The organism is Streptomyces sp. NPDC059355, assembly GCF_042752335.1.
Lineage (GTDB): Bacteria > Actinomycetota > Actinomycetes > Streptomycetales > Streptomycetaceae > Streptomyces.
On record NZ_JBHYXN010000012.1, the window covers coordinates 60,336 to 84,269 of the forward strand.

Below are 23,934 nucleotides of genomic sequence, written 5' to 3' on the forward strand. Positions count from 1 at the left end.
GCTGCTCTCCGTACGCGACCTGACCATGGCCTTCCCCGGCAGACGCTCCGCGTCCGGGCGCCGGGGGGCGCCCGTGCGCGCCGTCGACGGGGTCTCCTTCGACCTCGCGGCCGGCGAAACACTCGGCCTGGTCGGGGAGTCGGGCTGCGGGAAGTCCACCACCGGCCGGATGCTGGTGCGGCTGCTGGAGCCCACGTCCGGCGGCATCACCTTCGACGGACGCGACATCACGAGGCTGTCGCAGCGCGGGCTCCGCCCGCACCGGCGCCACCTCCAGATGGTCTTCCAGGACCCGCACTCCTCCCTCAACCCCCGCCAGACGGTGGCCCGGATCATCTCCGACCCGCTGCTCGTGCAGGGCTGGTCGGCCGCCGACGCACGCCGCCGGGCGGCCGAGCTGATGGACCTGGTCGGGCTGATCCCGGAGCACATCGACCGCTACCCGCACGAGTTCTCCGGCGGCCAGGCCCAGCGCATCGGGATCGCCCGCTCGCTGGCCACCAGCCCCCGGCTGATCGTCGCCGACGAACCGGTCTCCGCCCTCGACGTCTCCGTACAGGCGCAGATCGTCAACCTGATGGAGCGGCTGCGCCGCGAACTGGGCCTGGCGTACGTGTTCATCGCGCACGACCTGTCCGTGGTCAAACGCGTCAGCGACCGGGTCGCCGTCATGTACCTCGGCCGGATCGTCGAGATCGGCGAGAAACGCGCCCTGTACGAGAGCCCCCAGCACCCGTACACCCGGGCGCTGCTGTCCGCCGTACCGCTGCCGGACCCGGCGGCGGAGCGGCGGCGCGAGCGGATCGTGCTGCTCGGCGACCCGCCGAGCCCGGCCGCCCCGCCCCCGGGCTGTACGTTCCACCCGCGCTGCCCGAAGGCGCAGGACGTCTGCCGCACGGACCGCCCGCTGCTGCGGATCGCCGCCTCCCGCGAGGTGGCCTGCCACTTCCCCGGTGACTGACGGGGATCCAGGGGAAGAAGGAGGACCCCGGGCCGACACGATCGGCCCGGGGTCCTCCCGCTGTCCGGCCGGCTCCGCGCCGATGGCATGATCACGGCGTGACCAGCGAAACCACCCGGCCGGGCCCCGTGAAATTCGTCCTCTTCGACGTCGACGGCACGTTGATCGACGCGGTGGCGAACCAGCGCCGGGTCTGGGCGGCGTGGGCGCGGCGCCACGGACTCGACCCCGACGAGGTCCACCGCGTGGCGCTGCGGACCCGCCCCCTGGAGACCTTCGCCGAGGTGGCGCCCGGGCGGGACCCGCAGGCGTGCCTGGCGGCGCTGCACGAACTGGAGGACGAGGACGTACGCTCCGGCGTCTACGCCGCCTTCCCCGGCGCCCCCGAACTGCTGGCCGGCCTGCCCGCCGGGTGCTGGGCCCTGGTGACCTCGAACTACGAGCACCGGGTGCGCGGGCGGTTCGCCCGGACCGGCCTGCCGGTTCCGGGCGTGCTCGTGGACGCCGGGGCCGTGGCCGAGGGCAAGCCTTCGCCGGTCCCGTACCTGCTGGCGGCGGAGCGCCTCGGTGCCAGGCCGCAGGATTGCCTGGTCATCGAGGACGCGCCGTCCGGGGTCGAGTCCGGGCTGCGGGCCGGCATGACGGTGTGGGTGGTCAACACACCGGCCCCGGTGGACGGAGCGCACCGCCACTTCGCGAGCCTGCACGAGGCGGCGGCGGCGATCCTCGCCTTCGCGGCGGGATCGCCCACGGCATAGGGGGTGTCCCCCCGGACCTGTCCGGAACCGTGTCCGGGCGCGCCCCTCAGGCCAGTTCGCGGCGGAAGAACTCCAGCTCCAGCGCCGTGATCTTCTCCCGGGTCCCGTTCGGGGTCATGTGGGTGACCCCGGGGAGGGCCAGGAGCTGGTGGGGACGGCCCGCGTCGGTCAGCGCCCGCGAGAGCCGCAGGGTGTGCGAGGGGTGGACGTTGTCGTCGGCCAGACCCGTGATCAGCAGCAGCGGCCGGGCCAGGTTCGGGGCGTCGGGGACCAGTGAGTCCCGTTCGTAGACGTCCGGGTGGTCCTGGGGGAGGCCCAGGTACCGCTCCGTGTACGCCGTGTCGTACCGGCGGAAGTCGGTCGGCGCGGCTCCGGCGGCCGCCGCGTGGAAGACGTCCGGGCGGCGCAGCACCGCCATCGCGGAGAGGTACCCGCCGTACGACCAGCCGCGCACCCCGACCCGGCCGAGGTCCAGGTCGCGGTGGCGGGCGGCGAGCGCGTGCAGGGCCGCGACCTGGTCGTCCAGCGTGACCTCGGAGAACCCGCGGTACATGGCGTGCGTGAAGGAGGGGGACACGTACGGGGTTCCGCGGTTGTCGACGGTCACGACCGCGAAGCCCCGGTCGGCCCACCACTGGCGCTGCTGCCAGCGGCGCGGTTCGGCGGACACGTCCTGGTAGCCGGGGCCGCCGTAGCTGTCCATCAGCACGGGCAGCCGTCGGCCGGGGACGTGGCCGCGGGGGAGCACGAGCGCGGTGGGGATGCCGTGCTCGGTGACCCGCTCCAGTACGGGGACCACCCGGTGGGGCAGCGGAGCGGACAGGTCGCCGGGTGTGAACCGGCGCCCGTCGGCGGTGTGTACGGTCCGCCGGATCCCGTCGGCGTCGGCGCAGGTCAGCAGCAGGGCCCCGGCCGAGGCCTGGACGCCGTGCACCCCGGGTCCGTCGGCGAGCGGGGTCAGTTCCCCGGTGGCGGGGTCGAGGAGCAGCACCTGCTGCTCGGCGGGGTCGCGCTGCCCGGCCTCGATCAGCAGCCGGCCCTGGTGGAGCCCGGCCACCCTGCGGACCTGGATCCCGTTTCCGGTCAGCAGTTCCCCGTCCACGGCGAGGGCCCGGGCGGCGCCGCCGGGGGTGTCGGCTGCGGTGAGCATCCGTCCGTCGGCGAGCCGGGCCGGGGTGCCGGGCAGCAGCGGGTCGACCCAGTGGGGGTGCTCGGTGCGCGACAGCTCCCGGGTCCGGCCGGTGGCCGGGTCGGCGGTGAGCAGCAGCACGTTCTGCTGGAGCCGGTCCTGGACGGTCAGCAGGATCTCCGCCGGTGACTCCCAGCCGGCGTCGGATACGTACGGGTACGCCGCCGCGTCCCAGTCGAGCCGTACCCGGGGGCCGTCCGGGCCGAGGATCCACAGCTGGACCTCGGCGTTGGGGCCGCCCGCCTCGGGGTACGCGAAGTCCTCGGCCGGGAGCTCGGGGTGCGCGGGATCGGCGAAGTGGCGCCGCTGGAGGGCGGCTTCGTCCACGCGGGCGGCCAGCAGGGTCTCCCCGTCGGGGGACCACCAGTGTCCCCGGTCCCGGCCCAGCTCCTCGGCGGCGGCGAACTCCGCGAGGCCCCAGCGGGCCCCGTCGGCGGGGCTGATCCGGCCGCCGGGGTGGGTGTGGAGGGCGTCGCCGGTGACGTACGCGGTGCGGGAGCCGTCGGCGTCGAGGCGCGGGTCGAGGGCGGGCCCGGCGGCCGGGATCTCCTCGGCCGGCTGCGCCTTCCCCTCGGCGACACCCTCGCAGCTCACCCGGTACAGCCGGCCGTACAGCGGGAACACGGCGCTGCGGCCGTCGCCGGAGAGTGCGTACGAGCCGATCCCGGCGGCCACGAGCCGGGTCCGCTCCCGCAGCCGGCGCTCGGCGACCGGCAGGGCGCCCGGCTCGGGGGACAGCTCGCGGGGGTCGGCGAGCCGGATCTCGGCGCCGGTGGCGGTGTCCAGGACCCAGAGGCTGTCGAAGGCGTCGGTGGGGCCGGTGGAGCGGAGGAACCAGAGCAGCCGGCCGTCGTCCCCGAAGGAGAACGCGCGCGGGGCGCCGTACGTGAAGCGGCCGGTGCTCGCGGAGAGCCTGAGGAAGTCATCCATGATCGTAGTGTGTAATGTGAAATGGCACACTGTACATGTCATGCAGCCTAGGCCATTCGAGTGGTGTACCCCCCGCACCAGGTTTAGCGTCGAGAAGGTGGACGGGAACGCAACGCCGACCGGTAGCGGGACAGACGGCAAGGTCCGAGGAAGCGGCAACGGCCTCGCGCTGTTCGTCATCGCGTCCTGCCAGCTCATGGTCGTTCTCGACATCACCATCGTGAACATCGCGCTTCCGCACATCCAGACGGCCCTCGGCTTCTCCACCGAAAGCCTGTCCTGGGTCGTCAACGCCTACACCCTCACCTTCGGCGGACTCCTCCTCCTCGGCGGGCGCACCGGCGACATCCTCGGCCGCAAACGCGTGTTCATCTTCGGCATCCTGCTCTTCGGCCTGGCCTCACTGCTCGGCGGCCTCGCACAGAACGAAGGCCAGCTGATGGCCGCCCGGGCCCTGCAGGGCGTCGGCGGAGCCATCGCCTCCCCGACCGCCCTGGCCCTGATCACCACCACGTTCCGGGAAGGCCCGGCGCGCAACCGGGCGTTCGGCGTGTTCGCCGCCGTGTCGGCGGGCGGCGGCGCGATCGGACTGCTGGCCGGCGGCATCCTCGTCGAATGGCTGGACTGGCGCTGGGTGCTCTTCGTCAACGTCCCGATCGCCGTGGCCATCGCGGTGATGGCCGTGCGGGTCATCCGCGAGTCCGAACGCCACCCCGGACACTTCGACCTCGCCGGCGCACTGCTGTCCACCCTGGGCATGGTCGCCCTCGTCTACGGCTTCATCCGCGCCTCCCAGGAGGGCTGGACCGACCCCGTCACCCTCGGATCGTTCGGGGCGGCCGTGGTCCTGCTCCTGCTGTTCATCCTCAACGAGCGGCGCTCGCCGCAGCCGATCACCCCGCTGCACATGTTCGCCGACCGCAACCGGGCCGGCTCGTACGGCATCATGCTCTTCCTCGCCTGCGCGATGTTCGGCATGTTCTTCTTCCTGACCCTGTTCGTGCAGAACGTGCTGGGCTTCAGCCCGATCCAGGCCGGCCTCGCGTTCCTGCCGGTGAGCGCCGTCATCGCCGTCGGCGCCGGCATCACCTCCCAGCTGCTGCCCAAAGTCGGTCCGAAACCCTTCATGGTGGCGGGCGCCCTGTGCTCCGCGGCCGGCCTTGCCTGGCTGACGCAGACCGACGTCCACTCGACCTACCTCGGCAGCATCCTGGGCCCGGTGCTCGTGTTCAGCCTCGGCATGGGCATGCAGTTCGTCTCGCTGACCCTGATGGCCCTGTCCAACGTCGCCGACCGGGAGTCGGGCGCGGCGTCCGGACTGCTCAACACGACGCAGCAGGTGGGCGGATCGCTCGGCCTGTCGATCCTGGTCACGGTCTTCGGCACGGCCAGCCGCAACGAGGCCCACGACCAGGTCCCGGTCTTCCTGAGCCAGGCCAACCCGGCCCAGAAGGCCCTCTTCCTGCGCACCGGACAGCTCCCGGACCCGTGGGGCGACCAGGTGCTCAGCTCCGGCGTGAGCGCCGCGTTCATCGTCGCGGCCGGCTTCGCCCTGGTCGCGGCGCTCATCGCCCTGTTCGTGATCCAGGTCCGCCCCTCGGACCTGGAACGCCTCAAGGGGAACCACACGCCGGCTGCGGTCTGACGCCGCCGGCGGTCTTGCCGCCGGCCGGCCCCGGCGGCCGTCTGCCCCTCGGCGGCCGGCTACCCCTCGGTGCCGCTGATCCGGCAGCGGATCGGGCCGTCCGCCCGGAGGGTGATCCCGGCGGTGACGGGGACGTGCGTGTCCACGGCCTCGAACTCGTACGCGCGCAGGATCATCGCCAGCGCGATCACCGACTCCAGCATCGAGAAGTGCTGCCCGATGCAGGCGCGCGGGCCGCCGCCGAACGGGAACCAGGCGTAGCGGGGCCGGCCGGCCTCCGCCTCCGGAGTGAACCGGTCCGGGTCGAAGCGGTTTGGGTCGGGCCAGTGGCGGGGGTCCCGGTGGGTGACCCACGGGGCCAGGATCACGTCCGCGCCCGCCGGGATGGTCAGGCCGCCGACCTCGGTGGCCGCGACCGCGCTGCGGCCGATGACCGGGGCCGCCGGGTAGAGCCGCATCGCCTCCTTGAGGACCTGCGTGAGGTACGGGAGCCGGTCCAGGTCGGCGGCCTGCGGCGTACGGTCGCCCAGGACGCGGGAGATCTCCGCGCGGGCTCGCGCCTGCTGCTCGGGGTGGCGGGCCAGCAGGTGCAGCGAGAAGGCGAGCGAGGTGGCGGTCGTCTCGTGCCCGGCGAGCAGGAAGATCAGCACCTGGTCCCGCAGCTCGGCGGCGTCGAACTCGCCGTCGTCGGTGCTGGAGGCGGCGGCGAGCAGGCTGAGCAGATCCTCGCCCGCGGCCGCACCGCCGGCGCGCCGGGCGGCGATGATGGTGTCGCACGCCGCGTACAGCTCGTCCATCGCGGCGGCAGCCCGCTTGTTGCCCGGGGTGGGCCAGCTGCGCGGGAAGTTGGCGGGGGAGTAGCCGCGGCGCAGCACGTACTCCGTGATGACCGGAAAACACCGGTCGACGACGTCGACGGTGGCCTCGACGTCGGTGCCGAAGAGGATGCGGGCGACCGCGCGCAGGGCGAGCCGCATCATCTCCTCGCCGACGTCGACCACCGCGCCCGGGGCCTGCTCCCAGCCCGCGACGACGGCCCGGGTCTCGGCGGCGACGGCTCCGGCGTATCCGTCGACGCGGCGTTTGGTGAACAGCGGCTGGACGAGCCGCCGCTGGCGCAGGTAGTCCTCGTCCTGGCTGGTCAGCAGGCCGTTGCCGAAGGAGTCCCGGAGCTCCTGGTAGAAGGCGTTGTCCTTGCGGAAGTTGGCCGACTCCGAGGCCAGGACCTGCTGCGCGCCCTCGGCGGAGAACACGCCGTAGAGCTCGGCGCGCAGCCCGGGCGGGCCGGCGGTGATCCGTACGACGTCGCCGTGCCGGTGCCGGGCGCGCAGGTAGGTCCCGAGCGAGTCCGATTTCAGATCGAAGAGGGAGCCGAGCAGCGGCACCCCGCCGAGCGTCGGGACCTCCGTACCGCTTCCGGATCCCGTCCCTGTTTCCACTGCCATGGCCGCCCCCTCGACACCGTACCGACGCCCCCGATTCTGCCCGCCCGCCGCCCGCCGCGCCGAGCACGCCCGTCACGACCGGCGGGATCCGGCCGCCCGGCGGGCGCCGGCTACTTGTCGCAGGCGATCCCGTCCTTGTCCCGGTCGAGGGCCTCGCGGTACCCGGGTTGGCCGCGCCGCATGGGCGCCGCCCCCGCGGCCTTGGCGTCGGCGCAGCTCTTGTAGTAGGCGCTGCTGCTTCCGCCGACACCGCCGACACCGCCGGTGGAGCCGCCGTCAGTCGGGGGTGAGGTCTTCGGCTTCGGCTTCGGCGGGGCGGGGGTCTTGGAGGGGGAGAGGGCGCCGCCGGCCTTGTCCGGGCAGGCCTGGCCGGGCGCGGCGAGCGAGAGCTCGACGGTGGACGCCGGGTCCAGGGGAGCCCCGGCCGCCGGAGTCTGGAAGCAGACCGCCCAGCCTTCGTGGTAGGCGGCCAACGGCACGTCGGAGTAGGCGCTGCGCGCCTCGACGGGCTCGCCGACCAGCTTCTTGGCGGCGGCTTCGGCATCGGCGAACTTCTGCCCGACGAAGGAGGGCATGGCGGCCGCACTGGCAGAGGGCGAGGAGGCGCCGCCCGAACCGGCCCCCACCGCACCCGCCTTCGGCGCCGGACCCCCGCACCCGCTCCCGAGCGCCACCACCGCCCCCAGCACCGCTGCCACGGCAAACCCCCGGCGACGCACCATGAATGACCCCCCAAGATCAACACTTCGCGGAACCGCCGCAGCGTACGCAGTTCACCCACCCCGAACGAAGCACTTTCACGCCACCTTCGGGCCGTGTGCGCGATGTTCCGTGTGGGCGCCGGCGCTGCGCATGCGCTGCGTGGCATTGACCGGGGAGGCATCTCCTGGTGAGCGCTGAGCCTCCTCGCTCGACCGCATCGAGGTCCGGTGTCCACCACCCTGTTGCAGCACTAGGAGGTCTCCATGTAGGCGACGGTGCCCGCTCGGCGGGCCGCGTCGATCTCCTTGAGGCGGGCGAAGTTGCGGGGCGTCATGATGGCCTCCCACTCGGCCACGGTGTGGAGGCGGAACCCGGTGTGCTCGGCGGGGTCGAGGACGATGCCGCCGATCTGTTCGTCGGTGAGCGTGCCGCCGTCGAAGATGAACCCGATGTGGTTCGCGGGCCACTCCTCGCCCCGGTGCCGGATGAAGTGCGTGCCCAGCAGCTTCGGTTCCCCGCCGAAGGCGATGCCGGTCTCCTCCAGGCACTCCCGTACCGCGCACTGCCAAGGGGTCTCGCCGGGATCCATGTTCCCGCCGGGCCACTGCCACGCCTCGGTGGCGTACGAGGCCCGCAGCTGCACCGGCCGCCCCGCGGTGTCGGTGAAGTAGAGGCAGGCGTAACTGGTGGCCCGGGCAATGGTTTTGACGTACTCCACCATGGCTCAGGAGGTGCGCCGTACCTCGCTGCTCGGCTCCGTGGGCATGCTCCGGGTCCTCGGCGGCGTGTTCCGTGAACTCCGGGCGGGCGAGCACCCGGTCGAGCTCGACGATGTCACTGACTTCTTCAAGCGTCTCGACGCGCATATGGGCGCGCCGGTGCCTGAAACCAGCATCTGGCGTACCACCGCGGCTGACGTTGACTTCGAGCCGAACGCCGCTGCGCCGATCATGCGTACCCAGAACATCGTCCACCTGGTGAGCGTCATCACAGGCTGGTACAAGAAGGCCCCTGCCGCAATGTAGCTGTCGGTTCAACAGGGGCGCCGCTCCTCATGCGGACGGCCGGCGTCATTCCGCCGCGTGAGCGGTTCGCTCGGTCACGCGAGCACGGGATGCACGCCTTACGGCACTTCTACGCGTCCGCCCTGCTCGATGCGGGGGAGCCTCATGCCCGACAGTCAGGCGAGAGCGCGAAGGGCCGTCGACGGGGTCTTCCGCGGGGGCGGAGACACCGGCGACGGCCCACAGGCGGCCCAGGAGGACGGGATCCGTCCTGACCTGCGGCGTACTTAAATGTCGCGGAAGATTTCGATCTGGGCGCCTACCGAGTTGAGACGTTCCGCGAGTTCTTCGTAGCCGCGGTTGATGACGTAGACGTTGCGCAGGACCGAGGTGCCTTCGGCCGCCATCATCGCCAGGAGGACGACCACCGCCGGGCGCAGGGCCGGCGGGCACATCATCTCCGCCGCGCGCCAGCGCGTCGGGCCCTCGACCAGGACGCGGTGGGGGTCCAGGAGTTGGAGGCGGCCGCCGAGGCGGTTGAGGTCCGTCAGGTAGATGGCGCGGTTGTCGTACACCCAGTCGTGGATCAGCGTCTGGCCCTGGGCCGCGGCCGCGATGGCCGCGAAGAACGGGACGTTGTCGATGTTCAGCCCGGGGAACGGCATCGGGTGGATCTTGTCGATCGGGGCTTCGAGCTTCGACGGGCGGACCGTCAGGTCGACCAGGCGGGTACGGCCGTTGTCCGCCGTGTACTCCGCCGAGCGGTCGTGGTCGAGGCCCATCTCCTCCAGCACCGCGAGCTCGATCTCCATGAACTCGATCGGCACCCGGCGGATCGTCAGCTCCGACTCCGTGACCACCGCGGCGGCGACCAGGCTCATCGCCTCGACCGGGTCCTCGGAGGGGGAGTAGTCCACGTCCACGTCGATGTTCGGGACGCCGTGCACCGTGAGGGTCGTCGTGCCGATGCCGTCCACGCGCACGCCGAGTGCCTCCAGGAAGAAGCACAGGTCCTGGACCATGTAGTTGGAGGAGGCGTTGCGGATGACCGTGGCGCCGTCGTGCCGGGCGGCGGCCAGCAGTGCGTTCTCGGTGACCGTGTCCCCGCGCTCGGTCAGCACGATCGGGCGGCCGGGGGAGACGCCCGCCTCGACCTTCGCGTGGTAGATGCCCTCGGTCGCCGTGATGTCCAGGCCGAAGCGGCGCAGGGCGATCATGTGCGGCTCGATGGTGCGGGTGCCGAGGTCGCAGCCGCCGGCGTACGGCAGACGGAACTGGTCCATCCGGTGCAGCAGCGGGCCCAGGAACATGATGATGCTCCGGGTGCGGCGCGCCGCGTCCGCGTCCATGGCGTCCATGTCGAGGCGGGCCGGCGGGACGATCTCCAGGTCCACGCCCTCGTTGATCCAGCGGGTGCGGACGCCGATGGAGTTCAGGACTTCGAGGAGCCGGTAGACCTCCTCGATGCGGGCGACGCGGCGCAGCACCGTGCGGCCCTTGTTGAGCAGGGAGGCGCACAGCAGCGCCACGCAGGCGTTCTTGCTCGTCTTGACGTCGATGGCGCCGGACAGCCGGCGGCCGCCGACGACCCGCAGGTGCATCGGGCCGGCGTAGCCCAGAGAGACGATCTCGCTGTCGAGAGCTTCACCGATTCGGGCGATCATCTCAAGGCTGATGTTCTGATTGCCGCGCTCGATCCGGTTCACGGCGCTCTGGCTGGTGCCCAGTGCGTCCGCGAGCTGACTCTGTGTCCAGCCCCGGTGCTGCCGGGCGTCACGGATGAGCTTGCCGATGCGTACGAGGTAGTCGTCTGCCATGGATGCACCGTATCTCAGATATGAGATGGCTCCTGCGTCGGGTGTGGCAGACGGGTGTTACCGACCGTCAGATCCACTGATGGTCGGATCCACCCGACTCTCCGCGCATCATTTCAATTGCGGACATCTGCCTCTATTGAGGCGGTTAGTGGGCGCAATTGTGGTGGCGGCCGCCGTGCACCGCCGCGTACGTCGACGGGCGCGGTCCGGACACCGCCCGGGCCGCCCGCGCTGCCGCGGCCCGGCCCGCCGCCGAGTCCGCGTCGTGCACCACCCGGCCGCCGACCAGGGTCATCCGTACGCCGGTCCCGCTGATGTCGGCCACCGGACAACGGGTCACATCCCGGTCCAGCAGCACCAGGTCGGCCGCCTTGCCCGCCTCCACCGTCCCCGTCAGCCCCTCCTGCCTCAGCTGCCACGCCGTCCCGGCGGTGTGCATCCGCAGCACCGAACTGCGGCTCAGCCCCTCCAGTTCCCGGTACAGCTCGCCCGTCCCGTACGCGCCCTGCCGGTCGATCGCGGTCCGCAGCTGGTTCCACACCTGGAGCGCGTCCACCGGCCAGTCCGAGCCGCCGGTCAGCCGGGCCCCCGCCCGCTCCAGGCTGCGCGCCGGGTACATCCACCGGTGGCGCTCGGGCCCGATGTACGGAAGCAGCGCGTCCATCGTCCAGGTGTCCTGCGCCGCCCACTGGAGCTGCATGCACGCCGCGACGCCCAGTTGCGCGAAGCGCCGCAGGTCCGCCGGGTCCACGATCTGCAGGTGGGCGATCGCGTTGCGCGCGTCCCGCTGCCCGGTCACCCGGCGGGCGTACGCGTACCCGTCCAAAGCGGTCCGTACCGCCCGGTCTCCGAGTCCGTGGGCGTGCAGCTGCCAGCCGGCCTTGTTGAACGCGGCCGTCAGCCGGCCGTAGTCGGCCGCGGAGGTGTAGAGCTCGCCCCGGTTCGCCGTCGGCTTCCCGTTCCCGTCCAGGTACGGCTGCAGCAGCGCGGCCGTCTGCGCCGGGTACTCGATGACCCCGTCCAGGAACACCTTGACCATCCCGAACCGCAGGCCCCGTACCCCCTCGAACTCCTTGCGCAGCCCGCGCGCGTACGCCAGCGAGCCCGCCGGGTCCTTGGTCTGTCCGCCGTCGAGCCGGATCGCCGGCACGATCCGCTGCGGCAGCTTCCCGGCCGCGGCCAGGGCCTGGTACAGCTCCAGCTCGTGCCGCCCGACCAGGGCGTCCATCATCGTGGTGACCCCGGAGGCGGCCGCCAGCTCCAGCACCTTGGCGCAGGCCGCGACCAGTTCGGCCCGGGAGGGCTCCGGGATGTGCCGCTTCACCAGGTCCTGCGCGTCGTCCTTCAGGACACCCGTCGGCTGCCCGTCCGCCCCCTTCACGATCCGGCCGCCGACCGGGTCGGGCGTGGCCGCGGTGATCCCGGCGATGTCCAGGGCCCGCCGGTTGACCCAGAGGTTGTGCCCGTCGCCGCCGACCAGCGCGACCGGTCTGCGGGTGGCCAGCGCGTCCAGCATCGAGTGGTGCGGCACGCTCCCGGTCGGCAGCAGCCCGACCGGATTCCAGTCCTCCACCACCAGCCAGCGGTCCGGCTCCGCGTCCGCGCCCCCGGTGTCGGCGAGGAAGCCGGCCAGCAGCTCCCGCAGCTCGGGCAGCGTGGTCTCCGCCCCCTCCAGCGAGGGCCGCAGCGACCGGTCGCCGGCGCCCAGCGGGTGTACGTGACCGTCGTGGATGCCGCTCATCACCGTGTTCCCGCGGGCGTCGACGACCTCGGTGTCCCGCCCGATGTGCCGGCGCACCGCCGAGCCGCTCCCGGTGGCCAGGATCTTCCCGTCCCGCCCGACCGCGACCGCCTCGACCGGCGCCCCGCCGCCCGCGGCCCCGGTGAACACCCGGGCGCCGTGGATCACCAGGGCCGCCGAACCGCGCGAGCCGGATCCGGCTCCGGAGCCGGGCGAGGCGGCCGACGCGGGCGCCGCGCCCAGCAGGCCGGCCGCACCCGCCGCCCCGACGGCCCCGAGCAGGCCCCGCCGGGAGAGGGGTGAGGAGAAGGAAGCAGAGGTCATGGCCACTCCAAACGTCGGTGTGGCCAGGACACTGTTTGATTAACCCCTTAACCAGAACCCGCCGCCGCCGACGAAATCCGCACCGCCGTCCGTACGATGACCCCGTGCCCGGCCCCGGACCGACCATCGCCGACATCGCGCGCGCCGCGGAGGTGTCCACCGCGACCGTCTCGCACGCGCTGGGCGGCACCGGCCGCGTCGGCGAGTCCACCCGCCGCCGGGTCCGCGAGGTGGCGGCCGCCCTCGGCTACAGCGCCCGCCGCGGCCCCCGCACCCGTACGCTCGGCCTCGCCGTCACCACGTACGCGGGCTCCGCCTGGAACTACGTCGAGATCGCCTACTTCTCCCGGCTGCTGACCGCCGCCACCGCGGCCGCCCACGCCCGCGGCTACGCGCTCACCCTGCTGCCCGCCGACCGGGGCGCCGAGCCGCTGTGGCACACCCTCGCCGTCGACGGGATGCTGCTCCTCGACAGCCCGGCCGGCGATCCGGTGCTCCGCGCCCTGCGGGCCCGCGGCCTGCCGGTGGTCTTCGACGGCAGGCCCCCGGACCCGCGGCCCGGCGACGTGTGGGTGGACAACGACCACGAGGCCACCACCCGCGAGGTCCTCGACCACCTCGCGGCCGCCGGGGCCGCGCGGATCGCGCTGCACTCCGCGTACGGCCGCGAGTACTACACCGGGGCCGTCACCTCGGCCTACAGCCGCTGGTGCGCCGAGCGCGGGGTGGCCGAGCAGGTGGTCCCCTTCGACCCCGAGGACACCGCGGGCCACGCCTTCGACCCCGTCCTCGCCGGGCCCGGCCGCACCCGCCCCGACGCCGTGTACTGCGTGTACGACCCCGGCGGCCGCCAAGTGCTGGCCGCCGCCGCCCGGCACGGGCTGCGGATACCGCAGGAGCTGCTGCTCGTCTGCGCGAGCGAGGACCCCGCGTACGCGGGGGGCGACCCGCCGGTGAGCACCGTGACCCTGCGCCCGGAGGTGATCGGGGAGAGCGCCGTCGCCGCGCTGGTCGCGCTGCTGGAATCCCCGGAAGCGGCGGAGCCCGGCCAGCTGACCGTCCCGGCCGCGCTGACCGTACGTACGTCTTCCCGGCCGGCGCGCACGCCTTCCCGTTCGGCGCCGCGTACGGCTCCCCGCGCGGTTCCGGGCACGCCTTCGCTGTGATCTGGCCCATGCCGTGCATGACCAGGGCGCGGCAATGCACTAGAGTTATCTCGACATCGAGATATCTGCCGAAGGCGTACCGCAGCCGCCCCTGCTGGTAAGGCTCACCTAACTTAGCCTTACCTTAGCGGATTGGCCACAGGGCGTGGCGGCAGGATTGCGGTAAAACGCGCGAATTTCATGCATGAAGGAGACTGTCGTGTCGGCGAACAGCTTCGACGCCCGCAGCACGCTGCAGGTGGGCGACGAGTCGTACGAGATCTTCCGGCTGGACAAGGTTGAGGGCGCTGCCCGCCTTCCCTACAGCCTGAAGGTGCTGCTGGAGAACCTGCTCCGCACCGAGGACGGCGCGAACATCACCGCCGACCACATCCGGTCGCTCGGGAACTGGGACTCGCAGGCCCAGCCCAGCGAGGAGATCCAGTTCACGCCGGCCCGCGTGATCATGCAGGACTTCACCGGCGTTCCCTGCGTCGTGGACCTCGCCACCATGCGCGAGGCCGTGAAGGCCCTCGGCGGCGACCCGGCGAAGATCAACCCGCTCTCGCCCGCCGAGATGGTCATCGACCACTCGGTCATCGCCGACAAGTTCGGCACGAAGGACGCCTTCGCGCAGAACGTCGAGCTGGAGTACGGCCGCAACAAGGAGCGCTACCAGTTCCTGCGCTGGGGCCAGACCGCCTTCGACGACTTCAAGGTCGTCCCGCCGGGCACCGGCATCGTCCACCAGGTCAACATCGAGCACCTGGCCCGCACGGTCATGGTCCGGGGCGGCCAGGCGTACCCCGACACCCTCGTCGGCACCGACTCGCACACCACCATGGTCAACGGCCTGGGCGTGCTGGGCTGGGGCGTCGGCGGCATCGAGGCCGAGGCCGCGATGCTCGGCCAGCCGGTCTCCATGCTGATCCCGCGCGTCGTGGGCTTCAAGCTGACCGGCGAGCTGCCCACCGGCACCACCGCCACCGACCTCGTGCTGACCATCACCGAGATGCTCCGCAAGCACGGCGTCGTCGGCAAGTTCGTCGAGTTCTACGGTGAGGGCGTCGCCGCCACCTCGCTGGCGAACCGCGCCACCATCGGCAACATGTCGCCGGAGTTCGGCTCCACCGCCGCGATCTTCCCGATCGACGGCGAGACCCTGAAGTACCTGCGCCTGACCGGCCGCGACGCCCAGCAGGTCGCGCTCGTCGAGGCGTACGCCAAGGAGCAGGGCCTCTGGCTCGACCCGGCCGCCGAGCCGGACTTCTCCGAGAAGCTGGAGCTCGACCTCTCCACGGTCGTCCCCTCCATCGCCGGCCCGAAGCGCCCGCAGGACCGCATCATCCTGGCCAACGCCGCCGAGCAGTTCGCCGTGGACGTACGCAACTACGTCAGCGACGACGAGGAGGCCGGCAAGGAGTCCTTCCCGGCGTCCGACGCCCCGGCCGCCGTCAACGGCGTGCCGACCCGCCCGACCCAGGTCACCCTGGCCGACGGCACGTCCTTCGAGATCGACCACGGCGCCGTCACCGTCGCCGCGATCACCTCCTGCACCAACACCTCGAACCCCTACGTCATGGTCGCCGCGGCGCTCGTGGCCAAGAAGGCGGTCGAGAAGGGCCTGTCCCGCAAGCCGTGGGTCAAGACCACCCTGGCCCCGGGCTCGAAGGTCGTCACCGACTACTTCGACAAGGCCGGCCTGACCCCGTACCTCGACAAGATGGGCTTCAACCTCGTCGGGTACGGCTGCACCACCTGCATCGGCAACTCCGGTCCGCTGGACGAGGAGATCTCGAAGGCGATCAACGAGCACGACCTCGCGGTCACCTCGGTCCTCTCGGGCAACCGCAACTTCGAGGGCCGCATCAACCCCGACGTCAAGATGAACTACCTGGCCTCCCCGCCGCTGGTCGTCGCGTACGCCATCGCGGGCTCCATGAAGGTGGACGTCACCAAGGACGCCATCGGCATCGACACCGAGGGCAAGCCGGTCTTCCTCCAGGACATCTGGCCGTCCGAGGCCGAAGTCAACGACGTCGTGGCGAACGCCATCGGCGAGGACATGTTCAGCAAGTCCTACCAGGACGTCTTCGCGGGCGACGCCCAGTGGCAGGCGCTGTCGATCCCGACCGGCAACACCTTCGAGTGGGACCCGCAGTCCACCTACGTCCGCAAGCCCCCTTACTTCGAGGGCATGACGATGGAGACCACCCCGGTCTCCGACATCGCCGGCGCGCGCGTGCTGGCGAAGCTGGGCGACTCGGTCACCACCGACCACATCTCCCCGGCGGGTGCGATCAAGGCCGACACCCCGGCCGGCAAGTACCTCACCGAGCACGGCGTCGAGCGCCGCGACTTCAACTCGTACGGTTCCCGCCGCGGCAACCACGAGGTCATGATCCGCGGTACCTTCGCCAACATCCGCCTGCGCAACCAGATCGCGCCGGGCACCGAGGGCGGCTTCACCCGCGACTTCACGGTCGAGGGCGCGCCGGTCGCGTTCATCTACGACGCCTCCCAGAACTACCAGGCCGCCGGCATCCCGCTGGTCATCCTGGCGGGCAAGGAGTACGGCTCGGGCTCGTCCCGCGACTGGGCCGCCAAGGGCACCGCGCTGCTCGGCGTCAAGGCCGTCATCGCCGAGTCCTACGAGCGCATCCACCGCTCGAACCTGATCGGCATGGGCGTGCTCCCGCTGCAGTTCCCGGAGGGCGCCTCGGCGGCCGCGCTGGGCCTCACCGGCGAGGAGACCTTCTCCTTCACCGGTGTGGAGGAGCTGAACAACGGCACCACCCCGCGCACCGTCAAGGTCACCACCGACACCGGTGTGGAGTTCGACGCGGTCGTCCGCATCGACACCCCCGGTGAGGCGGACTACTACCGCAACGGCGGCATCATGCAGTACGTGCTCCGCAACCTCATCCGAGGCTGAGGGTCTTAGCACCACCAAAGGGCCGTATCCCCGTCAAGGGGATGCGGCCCTTTTCGCTTTTTCCGGCCGGGACCAGGTTTCGAGGAGGTCTCAACTCGGAAAAGCTGACGGACAACCGTGTGCATGATCTTGCTCACATGAACGGAAGTGGACTATACCTGTGCCTCGTCCGGATCATCGCGTTACGAGCGGCACCGGACCGGGGGATGGCGGGGACCTGCGGTGATGTCCGTATGTGCGGTGACCACGGGCATTCGTCGAGTCCCGACCTCCTTCACACTTCTGACGAAGGCGAGGACATGAGCATGGGATCCACTGGTGAGGGCATCGGCCGCCGTGACCTGATCAAGCGCTCCGCGGCACTGGGACTGATCTCGGTGCCCACGATGAGCTTCCTGTCCGCCTGCGCCTCCGGCGGCGAGGACACCTCCACGAAGGGGCCCGACAAGGGTGCGGTGACCAAGGAGAACCCGTTCGGCGTCGCCAAGGGCGGGAAGCTCGACGTCGTCGTCTTCAAGGGCGGGTTCGGCGACGACTACGCGAAGGCATGGGAAGCCGCCTTCGACAAGAAGTGGGGTACCACCAGCTCCCACCTGGGCACCCAGGAGATCGCCGCCAAGCTCCAGCCCCGCTTCAACGGAGGCAACCCGCCGGACGTCATCGACGACTCCGGCGCCCAGCAGATCAAGGTCGACGTCCTCGCCAAGGGCGGCCAGCTCGCCGAGCTCACCCCGGTGCTCGACGCACCCTCGCTCGACGACCCGGCCAAGAAGGTCCGGGACATGCTCATCCCCGGCACCGTCGAACAGGGCACCCAGGGTGGAAAGTTCGTCGCCCTCTACTACGTCTACACCGTGTTCGGCTTCTGGTACTCGGGCAAGCTCTTCAAGGAGAAGGGCTGGGCCGAGCCGAAGACCTGGGACGAGTTCCTGGACATCTGTACCAAGGCCAAGGCAGCAGGCATCGGCGGACTCGCCCACCAGGGCAAGTACCCGTACTACATCAACGTCGTCATCATGGACCTGATCGCCAAGAAGGGCGGTCTGGAGGCCATGAAGGCGATCGACAACCTGGAGCCGAACGCCTTCGAGGGCAACCCCGCCGCCCTCGCCGCCGTCGAGGCGGTGTACGAGGTCGTCGAGAAGGACCTGCTGATGGCCGGCACCAACGGCCTCACCCACACGGAGTCCCAGACCGCCTGGAATCAGTACAAGGCGGCCTTCATCCCCTCCGGCTCCTGGCTGGAGAACGAACAGCTCAAGCAGACCCCGGACGACTTCGACATGAAGTTCCTGCCGATGCCGACCCTCGCCGACAGCAAGCTGCCCTTCGAGGCCATCCGGGCCGGCGCCGGCGAGCCCTTCATCGTCCCGGAGAAGGCCGCCAACAAGGCCGGCGGCCTGGAGTTCCTGCGTTCGATGCTGTCCCGCGAATGGTCGACCCTCTTCGCCCAGCAGGCGAACTCCCTCACCGTGGTCAAGGACGGCGTCGACCCGAACGTCAAGCTTCGCCCGGGCACGGCGTCGGCCGTCGCGGCCGTCAAGACGGCCGGGACGAACACCTTCAGCTACCTGTACCCCGACTGGTACAGCGAGATGGACACCGAGATCCAGAACGCGTCCAATGAGCTGATGGCCAAGCGGATCCAGCCAAAGGAATGGATCAAGCGGGCCCAGGCTGCGGTAGACAAGGCTGCCAAGGACCCGAACGCCAAGAACAACCACCGCAGCTGACATCGTCCAAGGGGCGGACACCATGAGCCAAGTAGCCCAGGGCAAGGGAAGGATCGGCTTCATCGCCGGCTTCCTCGTCCTGCCGCTCGCGCTGTACCTGACTTTCGTCATCTGGCCGTACATTCAGACGTTCGGCTACTCCTTCACCAACTGGTCTGGACAGTCGCCCACGTTCGACTTCGTCGGCCTGGACAACTACTCCGCGCTGATGGAGGACGAGGTCTTCCGCGGAGCCCTGTGGCACAACCTGCTGCTCCTGGTGTTCGTCCCGACCATCACCATCCTGCTGGCCCTCTTCTTCGCCTTCATGGTGAACGCGGGAGGGCGCAGCGGGGCGGGCGGGGTCCGCGGCGTCCGCGGCTCCTCCGTCTACAAGATCGTCTACTTCTTCCCGCAGGTGCTGTCCCTCGCCATCCTCGCCGTGCTGTTCGGCGCGGTGTACCGCAGCGACGAGGGCGGCCTGCTGAACGGATTCCTCACCAAGCTGGGCCTGGTGGACCCGGCCCACCCCGTCGAATGGCTCAATCAGCCGAACCTCGTGCTGTGGTGCCTGCTCCTGGTGGTGGTCTGGCACGGAGTCGGCTTCTACCTGGTCCTCTTCTCGGCCGCCATGCAGTCCGTGCCCAAGGACATCTACGAGGCCGCCCTGCTCGACGGAGCCGGGCGCGCCCAGACCTTCCTCAGGGTCACGCTGCCCCTGCTGTGGGACTCCGTACAGACCTCCGCGGTCTACCTGGGCATTGCCGCCATGGACATGTTCGTACTGGTGTCGACCATGACTTCCGGCCAGTTCGGCGGCGGGCCCGACCACCACAGCGAGGTCATGGCCACGGTGCTGATGCGCAACTTCCTCTACTTCGGCAAGAGCGGCTACGCCTGCGCCATGGGAGTGGTCATGCTCGTCCTGACCATGATCCTCTCCGTCGTCACGCTGCGCGCCACCCGCCGCGAGCGCATCGAGTTCTGAGAGGAGCTCCCCGATGACTGCAGAGTCCACAGTGATCAAGGCGCCGGGCGAGGCCTCGGCCGAGCGGTCCGGCGACAGCGGCCACCCCGAGGAGGGTGCGAAGAGCGCCTCCGACGGCATGGTGCTGAACGTCTTCTCCCACGGGTTCCTCGCCGTCTGGGCGATACTGATCGTCCTGCCCCTGATCTGGCTGGCGCTCGGCTCGTTCAAGACCGACGCCCAGATCGGCGGCTCGGCCCTCAGCTGGCCGTCCAACTGGCACTTCGACGCCTTCTCCCGGGCCTGGGACAAGGGCATCGGCGACTACTTCGCCCACACGCTGATCGTGATGGTGTTCTCGGTCCCGCTGACCATGCTGCTCGGCTCGATGGCGGCGTACGTGCTGGCCCGCTACCCGTTCCCGGGGAACCGGCTCTTCTACTACTTCTTCGTCAGCGGGGCCATGTTCCCCGTGTTCCTGGCGCTCGTCCCGCTGTTCTTCATGGTCAAGCGCCTGGACATGCTCAACACGTACCAGGGTCTGATCCTGGTGTACGTCGCCTACTCGATGCCCTTCACCGTCTTCTTCATGCATTCGTTCTTCCGCACGCTGCCGACGGCCGTGCACGAGGCGGCGGTGATCGACGGGGCCTCCGACACCCGGATCTTCTTCCAGGTGATGCTGCCGATGGCCAAGCCCGGCCTGATCAGCGTCGGGATATTCAATGTCCTGGGCCAGTGGAACCAGTACATCCTGCCCTCCGTGCTGATGCAGCCGCAGACCGGATCGGACCCCGAGCGCTACATGCTCACCCAGGGCCTGATCCAGCTGCAGTACCAGATGGGGTACGAGACGGACCTGCCGGTGCTGTTCGCCGGCGTGACCATCGCGATGATCCCGATGCTGGTGGTCTACCTGTCCTTCCAGCGGCAGATCCAGGCCGGCCTGACCTCGGCCACCCTCAAGTAGCGCCCCGCTCATCCGGAGGAGGCCGACGGGTCGGGCACGACCGACCAGCTGACCGCCGAGACGGAGGGGTCGAGCGAGAGGTTGCTGACCGCTTCCTCCAGCATCCGGCCCCCTGCCGCCCCTTCGGCGGTCAGCAGCGCGGACACCGTCACCAGGCCGGCCTTCGGGCCGTCCTGGCTGCGGATCGAGCGCAGCGTGTAGCCCGGCCGGCCGAGCGCGTCGACCAGCCGGTGGCGGATGTGGGCCTCCTCCGCTTCCAGGCACACGGCCTCGAAGTGGAAGTCGGTGGCCACCTCCGCCCCGCCGCGCGGTTCGCGGTCGAGGCGCCGGCCCAGCGGGCGCAGCAGGAGGTTGGCCCCCACCACGCCCGCCGTGCCGAAGGCGGCCAGGACGAACATCCCGGTGCCGGCCAGGCAGCCCACGGCCGCCGAACACCACAGGGTGGCGGCCGTGTTCAAGCCCCGTACGCTCAGCCCGTCGCGCATGATCACTCCGGCGCCGAGGAAGCCGATGCCCGACACGATCTGGGCGGCGACCCGGGAGCCGTCGTACTGGACCTCCGAGACGGCGCCGATGAACCCGTACTGCGAGAGCAGCACGAACAGCGCCGCACCACCCGCCACCAGGGCGTTCGTCCGCAGTCCGGCCATCCGGGCGCGCCACTGCCGCTCCAGGCCGATCGCCGCTCCGAAGCCGAGCGCGGCGGCCAGGTGTCCGGCCATTTCCCATTCGTTGAGCAGCATCGGCTCTCCCCCCTCCTCTGCGATGCCGTCTACAGCCAGGTGCCGAATGTGCGGATGTACAGGGTCTTCAGGAGCTGCGTGAGCGTGCAGTACGCCAGCAGCACGCCGATCAGCCACGGGAAGTAGCCCGCCGGCAGGGGCACGAAGCCCAGTGAGGCGGCCAGCGGCGAGAAGGGCAGGTACAGCCCGGTCAGCACCGCGAGCACGGTCATCACCATCACCGGCCAGGAGGCGCGGGACTGGATGAAGGGGATCTTCCGGGTACGGATCATGTGGACGATCAGGGTCTGCGAGAGCAGCCCCTCGATGAACCAGCCGGACTGGAACAGCGCTTGGTGCGCCTCGCTGTTGGCCGCGAACACGTTCCACATGATCACGAACATCGCGATGTCGAAGATCGAGCTGATCGGGCCGATGCAGACCATGAACCGGCCGATGCCCTTGGCGTCCCAGTTGCGGGGCTTGCGGAGGTACTCCTCGTCCATCCGGTCCCACGGCGTGGCCAGCTGGGCGATGTCGTAGACCAGGTTCTGCACCAGCAGCATGATCGCGAGCATCGGCTGGAAGGGGATGAACGCGCTCGCCACCAGGACCGAGAAGACGTTGCCGAAGTTCGACGAGGCCGTCATCTTGACGTACTTGATCGTGTTGCCGAAGGTGGTCCGGCCCTGGATCACGCCCTGCTCCAGGACGGTCAGGTCCTTCTCCAGCAGGATGATGTCCGCCGATTCCTTGGCGATGTCGACCGCGGTGTCGACGGAGATGCCGACATCGGCGTCGCGCAGCGCGGCGGCGTCGTTGATGCCGTCCCCGAGGAAGCCGACGGTGTGCCCCTCGGCCTGCAGGGCCCGTACGATGCGGGCCTTCTGGACCGGGTTCACCTTGGCGAAGACCGTCGTACGGGCGGCCAGCGCGCGCAGCGCCGTGTCGTCGAGGGGGTCGATCTCGGTGCCGAGCACCACGTGCCCGACGTCGATGCCGACGTCCGCGCAGACCCGGGCGGCCACGAGGCCGTTGTCGCCGGTAACGACCTTGACCGCGATGCCCTTGTCGGCCAGGGCCTGCAGGGCCCGGGCGGCGTCGGCCTTCGGCGGGTCGAGGAAGGCGAGGAAGCCGACCAGGGTCAGCCGGTCCTCGTCCGCGACGGAGTAGGTCTCGCGCGGGGTGCTCATCGTGCGGGTGGCGACGGCGAGGACGCGCAGGCCCTGGCGGTTGTTCTCCTCGGCGATGCGGGTGACGTGGGCGCGCAGCTGCGCGGTGAGCTCGACCTTCTCGCCGCGGTCCCGCATGTGGGTGCACAGGTCCAGGACCTCTTCCACCGCGCCCTTGGTGATCATGACGTGCTCGGGGCGGCCGACCTCTCCCACGATGCTGTTGCGGTCCAGGACCACGGACATCCGGCGGCGGGCGAAGTCGAAGGGGATCTCGTCGACCATCGAGAACCGTGCGTCGACGACAACCTCCTCGGCCTCGTCCACGCGGTTGATGACCGCCTGGTCCATCAGGTTCTTCAGGCCGGTCTGGAAGTGCGCGTTGAGGTACCCGTACTCCAGGACCTCGTCGTCCTCGTTGCCGTGCACGTCCAGGTAGCGGTCCAGGACGATCCGGTCCTCGGTGAGGGTGCCGGTCTTGTCCGTGCAGAGGACGTCCATGGCGCCCAGGTTCTGGATCGCGTTGAGGCGCTTGACGACGACCTTGTGCCTCGACATGGCGACCGCGCCGCGCGCCAGGTTGGCGGAGACGACCATCGGCAGCATCTCGGGGGTCAGGCCGACGGCGACGGCGATGCCGAAGAGGAAGGCCTCGTCCCAGTCGCCCTTGGTGAGACCGTTGATCGCGAACACGACCGGGACCATGACCAGCATGAAGCGGATCAGCAGGAAGCTGACCTTGCGCACGCCGTTGTCGAAGTTGGTCTGCGGGCGCTCGCCGACCAGTGAGCCGGCCATCGAGCCGAAGTAGGTGTCGGCGCCGGTGGCGACGACCACGCCGGTGGCCGTGCCGGAGGTGACCGACGTGCCCATCAGGCAGAGGTTGTCGGCCTCGACCGGGTCGGCGGTCTCGAACTGGCCCCGGTCGTCCGTACGCGTGTCGGCCTTGGCGACCGGCAAGGACTCCCCGGACAGCGCGGCCTGGCCGACCATCAGGTCCTTGGAGGTGATGAGCCGCAGGTCGGCCGGGATCAGGTCGCCGGCGGCCAGCTTCACCACGTCGCCCGGGACCACCTGGTCCATGGGCACCTCGAAGGTGGTCGGCGCCGAGCCGCTGCCGGCCCGGCGCTGCACCGCGCAGGTGGTGGTGACGAGCTTCTTCAGCGCGTCGGCGGCCCGGCCGGAGCGGAACTCCTGCCAGAAGCGCAGCAGCCCGCTGATCCCCACCATCACGGAGAGGATGACGACGCCCGGATCGGCCGGGTCCTGCCACCACATGACGGCGGCGAGGAAGACGAGGACGCCGATGAAGGGGTTCCAGAACGCCTTCGCCAGCTGGAACCACCAGCGCGGGGCACGCTCGTGGGCGACGACGTTGGCGCCGTGCCGCTCCAGGCGCAGGGCCGCCTCGGCGTGCGTGAGGCCGCTGCGGGTGGCGCTGAGCTCCTGGAGGACTTGTACGCCGGGTCGGGCGCTGAAGCCCGTGAGCTGCTCGCCGGCGAGCCGGGTACGGGTCTCCAGCTCCGCGGCCTTGCGCTCGCGGCGGCCCTTGCCCGGCGGTGCGAGCTTGGTCGGGGTACGGGGGGTGAGCATGGTCATGACGAGTACCTCCCTCCACGGCGTCCGGGCAGCACGAAGCCGCGCGGTCACGTGGAGTGATCATGGGTCGGCGCAGGACGGCGCGAATGGCCGTCGGGCACGCCGATGGGCATGGATGACGCATGCCGGGCGGGGGCGCCGGGGCATGCGGAAAGAAAGGAAGGGGGAGAAGAATGAAGAGATCAGCTGATCAGGT

17 protein-coding genes are annotated in these 23,934 nt (G+C 70.6%); 9 read left to right on the top strand and 8 right to left on the bottom strand.

All coding sequences use genetic code 11. The features are described from left to right. Positions 1–25 precede the first annotated feature (25 nt). Entirely contained in the window at positions 26–961 is a 936-nt protein-coding gene (locus tag ACFXGI_RS14375) for an ABC transporter ATP-binding protein (protein WP_384705975.1), read from the top strand. A 98-nt stretch (positions 962–1,059) separates the two neighbouring features. Continuing rightward, complete coding sequence (locus ACFXGI_RS14380; protein ID WP_384705872.1) at positions 1,060–1,719, top strand: HAD family hydrolase; 660 nt, start codon at positions 1,060–1,062, stop codon at positions 1,717–1,719. Between the two features lie 46 nt (positions 1,720–1,765). On the opposite strand, the gene ACFXGI_RS14385 is transcribed toward ACFXGI_RS14380, so the two are convergent. Next, the gene (locus tag ACFXGI_RS14385; RefSeq protein WP_384705873.1) at positions 1,766–3,838 is read right to left on the bottom strand and encodes a prolyl oligopeptidase family serine peptidase; all 2,073 of its coding nucleotides are present in this window, start codon (positions 3,836–3,838) and stop codon (positions 1,766–1,768) included. Between the two features lie 97 nt (positions 3,839–3,935). On the opposite strand from ACFXGI_RS14385, the gene ACFXGI_RS14390 reads away from it, so the two are divergent. Continuing rightward, positions 3,936–5,483, top strand: a complete 1,548-nt coding sequence (locus ACFXGI_RS14390) for an MFS transporter (RefSeq protein WP_384705874.1) — start codon at positions 3,936–3,938, stop codon at positions 5,481–5,483. Positions 5,484–5,542: 59 nt separating this feature from the next. Here the strand turns inward: ACFXGI_RS14390 and ACFXGI_RS14395 are convergent, their stop codons facing one another. The 3 genes from ACFXGI_RS14395 to ACFXGI_RS14405 form a co-directional block, all read right to left on the bottom strand. Next, positions 5,543–6,928, bottom strand: a complete 1,386-nt coding sequence (locus ACFXGI_RS14395; RefSeq protein WP_384705875.1) for a cytochrome P450 — start codon at positions 6,926–6,928, stop codon at positions 5,543–5,545. Between the two features lie 110 nt (positions 6,929–7,038). Next, complete coding sequence (locus ACFXGI_RS14400; protein ID WP_384705876.1) at positions 7,039–7,626, bottom strand: excalibur calcium-binding domain-containing protein; 588 nt, start codon at positions 7,624–7,626, stop codon at positions 7,039–7,041. A gap of 254 nt (positions 7,627–7,880) precedes the next feature. Continuing rightward, on the bottom strand, positions 7,881–8,351 hold the full coding sequence (locus ACFXGI_RS14405) for an NUDIX domain-containing protein (protein ID WP_384705877.1): 471 nt from the start codon (positions 8,349–8,351) through the stop codon (positions 7,881–7,883). Between ACFXGI_RS14405 and ACFXGI_RS14410 the strand changes: the two genes are divergently transcribed. Beyond that, positions 8,350–8,655, top strand: a complete 306-nt coding sequence (locus tag ACFXGI_RS14410) for a hypothetical protein (protein WP_384705878.1) — start codon at positions 8,350–8,352, stop codon at positions 8,653–8,655. The genes ACFXGI_RS14405 and ACFXGI_RS14410 overlap by 2 nt on opposite strands. A gap of 266 nt (positions 8,656–8,921) precedes the next feature. Here ACFXGI_RS14410 and ACFXGI_RS14415 read toward each other — a convergent pair whose 3' ends face one another. Continuing rightward, positions 8,922–10,451 (bottom strand): UDP-N-acetylglucosamine 1-carboxyvinyltransferase, encoded by a 1,530-nt coding sequence (locus ACFXGI_RS14415; RefSeq protein WP_351782796.1) that lies wholly within the window; start codon positions 10,449–10,451, stop codon positions 8,922–8,924. A 145-nt stretch (positions 10,452–10,596) separates the two neighbouring features. After that, positions 10,597–12,516: an amidohydrolase gene (locus ACFXGI_RS14420; protein ID WP_384705879.1), complete on the bottom strand. Its 1,920-nt coding sequence runs from the start codon at positions 12,514–12,516 to the stop codon at positions 10,597–10,599. Positions 12,517–12,620: 104 nt separating this feature from the next. Between ACFXGI_RS14420 and ACFXGI_RS14425 the strand changes: the two genes are divergently transcribed. The 5 genes from ACFXGI_RS14425 to ACFXGI_RS14445 all read left to right on the top strand — a co-directional run bounded on the left by ACFXGI_RS14425 (position 12,621) and on the right by ACFXGI_RS14445 (position 20,245). Continuing rightward, positions 12,621–13,682 carry a LacI family DNA-binding transcriptional regulator gene (locus tag ACFXGI_RS14425; RefSeq protein WP_384705880.1) on the top strand — a complete coding sequence of 354 codons (1,062 nt, stop codon included), beginning with the start codon at positions 12,621–12,623 and terminating at the stop codon, positions 13,680–13,682. A gap of 184 nt (positions 13,683–13,866) precedes the next feature. Beyond that, a complete protein-coding gene (gene acnA, locus ACFXGI_RS14430; RefSeq protein WP_384705881.1) occupies positions 13,867–16,596 on the top strand; it encodes an aconitate hydratase AcnA in 2,730 nt (909 codons plus the stop codon). A 305-nt stretch (positions 16,597–16,901) separates the two neighbouring features. After that, positions 16,902–18,329 (top strand): N-acetylglucosamine/diacetylchitobiose ABC transporter substrate-binding protein, encoded by a 1,428-nt coding sequence (gene ngcE / locus ACFXGI_RS14435; protein ID WP_384705882.1) that lies wholly within the window; start codon positions 16,902–16,904, stop codon positions 18,327–18,329. A 22-nt stretch (positions 18,330–18,351) separates the two neighbouring features. Then, a complete protein-coding gene (locus tag ACFXGI_RS14440; protein WP_384705883.1) occupies positions 18,352–19,296 on the top strand; it encodes a carbohydrate ABC transporter permease in 945 nt (314 codons plus the stop codon). 13 nt (positions 19,297–19,309) lie between these two features. Then, entirely contained in the window at positions 19,310–20,245 is a 936-nt protein-coding gene (locus tag ACFXGI_RS14445; RefSeq protein ID WP_384705884.1) for a carbohydrate ABC transporter permease, read from the top strand. 8 nt (positions 20,246–20,253) lie between these two features. Here the strand turns inward: ACFXGI_RS14445 and ACFXGI_RS14450 are convergent, their stop codons facing one another. After that, positions 20,254–20,988 (bottom strand): MgtC/SapB family protein, encoded by a 735-nt coding sequence (locus ACFXGI_RS14450; protein WP_384705885.1) that lies wholly within the window; start codon positions 20,986–20,988, stop codon positions 20,254–20,256. A 29-nt stretch (positions 20,989–21,017) separates the two neighbouring features. Then, positions 21,018–23,738 (bottom strand): magnesium-translocating P-type ATPase, encoded by a 2,721-nt coding sequence (gene mgtA, locus ACFXGI_RS14455; RefSeq protein ID WP_384705886.1) that lies wholly within the window; start codon positions 23,736–23,738, stop codon positions 21,018–21,020. Positions 23,739–23,934 lie beyond the last annotated feature (196 nt).